This window comes from Halomonas sp., assembly GCF_014859505.1.
Lineage (GTDB): Bacteria > Pseudomonadota > Gammaproteobacteria > Pseudomonadales > Halomonadaceae > Halomonas.
Genome location: NZ_JACUUD010000215.1, coordinates 1 through 2,983 on the forward strand (window position 1 = coordinate 1; position 2,983 = coordinate 2,983).

General features: G+C 69.0%; 3 protein-coding genes. 1 reads left to right on the forward strand and 2 read right to left on the reverse strand.

Annotated features, from left to right (window positions below; genetic code table 11):
- The coding region (gene yrfG / locus IBX53_RS15535) for a GMP/IMP nucleotidase (RefSeq protein ID WP_290911108.1) at positions 1–663 on the reverse strand (663 nt) is incomplete at its 3' end.
- Positions 664–737: 74 nt separating this feature from the next.
- Between yrfG and nudE the strand changes: the two genes are divergently transcribed.
- Positions 738–1,367: an ADP compounds hydrolase NudE gene (gene nudE / locus IBX53_RS15540; protein ID WP_290911111.1), complete on the forward strand. Its 630-nt coding sequence runs from the start codon at positions 738–740 to the stop codon at positions 1,365–1,367.
- 57 nt (positions 1,368–1,424) lie between these two features.
- Here nudE and ilvD read toward each other — a convergent pair.
- The coding region (gene ilvD, locus IBX53_RS15545; RefSeq protein WP_290911114.1) for a dihydroxy-acid dehydratase at positions 1,425–2,983 on the reverse strand (1,559 nt) is incomplete at its 5' end.

Sequence of the window (2,983 nt, forward strand, 5' to 3'; positions counted from 1 at the left end):
CCCGGGCGGCAGGTTGCCGGGCAGGATCGCCGCGAAGCGGTCGAGGGCCACGAACTCCCCGAGCTCCTTCTCCGGCCGCGTGCTGTCGGGCTGCTTGATGCCGAGCAGGTGGCGGATGCCGAACTCCCGGGCGCTGGCCAGCACCCTGGGGTTGTCATCGATGAACAGGGTGCGCGCCGGGTCGAAGGGCTCGACCGCCTGGAGGGCGGGCCAGAAGGCCTGCTCCTCCTTGGGCACGCCCAGGTCCGCCGAGGAGACGATGGCGTCCAGGTACTCCTCCAGGCCGGTGAGCGGCAGCTTGAGCTCGAGGCTGGCGCGGTCGGCATTGGTGGCCAGCACCACCCGGGGGTGGGCCAGCTTGAGCCACTTGAGGAAGTCCAGGGCGTCACTGCGCAGGCCGATCAGGTGCTGGATCTCGCGCTTGAGGGCGACGATGTCGAGGTCCAGCTCGCGGCTCCAGTAGGCCAGGCTGTACCAGTTGAGGGTGCCCTGCTCGTGTAGCACCTTGGAGCGCACCACCTCCTGGGTAGCCTCGTCGAGCTGGTGCAGCTCCACGTAGCGCCGCGGCAGGTGCTCGAGCCAGAAGTGGCTGTCGAAGTGAAGGTCCAGCAGGGTGCCGTCCATGTCGAGCAGGACGGTATCGATGGCACGCCAGTCGATCATCGCGACTCCCGGGTGGTGGCTGTCTGGGGATGGTATTGTATCAGGCGCCCTCCCCTCCCAGAAACGGAGCTCCCATGTCCGACGACCCCAGGTCCCAGGCCTCCGGGCCCAACTCTCCCGGATCAGAGCCACAGTGGCCGCAGAAGCCCCGGGTGCTCGCTCGCCAGACAGTGGCCAGGAGCCGCCTGTTCCACGTCGAATCCCTGGACCTGCGCTTCTCCAACGGCGAGGAGCGCACCTTCGAACGGCTGACCGGCAGCGACAGCGGCGCGGTGATGATCGTCGCCATGCCCGACCCCGACCACGTGCTGCTGATCCGCGAGTACGCCGCCGGCTTCGAGGAGTACGTGCTGACCCTGCCCAAGGGGCTCGTCGACCCGGGCGAGGATATCGTCACCGCCGCCAACCGAGAGCTGATGGAGGAGTGCGGCTTCGGCGCCCGCAGCATCGAGCCGCTGGTGGAGCTGTCGCTGGCGCCCAACTACATGCGCCACCGCATGCAGGTGCTGCTGGCCAGGGACCTCTACCCGAAGCGGCTGCCCGGCGACGAGCCGGAGCCGCTGATCGTCGAGACCCATGCCCTCGAGGAGCTGCCCGCGCTGCTCGCCCGGGATGACTTCCATGAGGCCAGGGCCATCGCCGCCCTCTACATCGCCCGCGACCGCCTGCGCAATGCAGCCGCTGGCGATGGCGGGCTCTGGTAGCAGGCATGACCGGATACGCCGATGGCGCATCCGGCCAGCCGGATCAATCGCGCCAGATCAGTCGAGCCTGGAGAGGTCGCGTACCGCGCCCTTGTCGGCGGAAGTGGCGAGCATGGCGTAGGCCTTGAGCGCCGCCGAGACCTTGCGCTCGCGCTGGATGCTGGGTTTCCAGGCGGCAGCGCCCCTGGCCTCCTCGGCCTCGCGGCGGGCGGCCAGTTCGGCATCGGTCAGCTTGACGTTGATCGACCGGTTGGGGATGTCGATCTGGATGATGTCGCCGCTCTCGATCAGGCCGATGGCGCCGCCGGCGGCGGCTTCCGGGGAGACGTGGCCGATGGAGAGGCCGGAGCTGCCGCCGGAGAAGCGCCCGTCGGTCATCAGCGCGCACACCTTGCCGAGCCCCTTGGACTTGAGATAGCTGGTCGGGTAGAGCATCTCCTGCATGCCGGGGCCGCCGCGGGGGCCCTCGTAGCGCACCACCACCACCTCGCCGGGCTTCACCAGCCCGCCCAGCACATGCTCCACCGCCTGGTCCTGGGACTCCACCACGTGGGCCGGCCCCTCGAAGACCAGGATCGACTCGTCGACCCCGGCGGTCTTCACCACGCAGCCGTCCAGGGCGATATTGCCGAACAGCACGGCCAGCCCGCCCTCGCGGGAGAAGGCGTGCTCGAGATCACGGATGCAGCCGTTGGCGCGGTCGCCGTCGAGGCTCGGCCAGCGCGCGGCCTGGGAGAAGGCGGTCTGGGTCGGGATGCCGCCGGGGCCGGCCTTGTAGAACTCCACCACCTCGGCGCTGGGATTGCGCATGATGTCCCACTCGTCCAGGGCGTCCTTCAGGGTATCGCCGTAGACGGTGGGCACGCGGGTATCCAGGACGCCTGCGCGATCCAGCTCGCCGAGGATCGCCATGATGCCGCCGGCGCGGTGGCAGTCCTCGATATGGTACTGCTGGGTGTTGGGCGCCAGCTTGCAGAGCTGCGGCACCTCACGCGACAGCCGGTCGATGTCGGCCATGGTGAAGTCCACCTCGGCCTCCTGGGCGGCGGCCAGCAGATGCAGGATGGTGTTGGTGGAGCCGCCCATGGCGATGTCCAGGGTCATGGCGTTGCGGAAGGCCGCCCGGGAGCCGATGGCGCGGGGCAGCAGGTGCGCCTCGTCGCCCTCGTAGACGCGCTTGGCCAGCGTGACGATGCGGCTGCCCGCCTCCTCGAAGAGCCGGCGGCGATCGGCGTGGGTGGCCAGCACCGTGCCGTTGCCGGGCAGCGCCAGGCCCAGCGCCTCCATCAGGCAGTTCATGGAGTTGGCGGTGAACATGCCGGAGCAGCTGCCGCAGGTGGGGCAGGCGCTGCGCTCGATCTCCTCGATCTGCTCGTCGCTGTACTGGTCATCGGCGGCGAAGATCATGGCATCGATCAGGTCGATGTTGTGGTCGAGCAGCTTGGTCTTGCCCGCCTCCATGGGGCCGCCGGAGACGAAGATCACCGGGATGTTCAGGCGCATGGCGGCGTTGAGCATTCCGGGGGTGATCTTGTCGCAGTTGGAGATGCACACCAGGGCATCGGCGCAGTGGGCGTTGACCATGTACTCGACGCTGTCGGCGATCAGGTCGCGGC

Coding starts and splice junctions, on each gene's coding strand:
- nudE (WP_290911111.1), top strand. CDS start 738: ATGTCCGACGACCCCAGGTCCCAGGCCTCCGGGCCCAACTCTCCCGGA.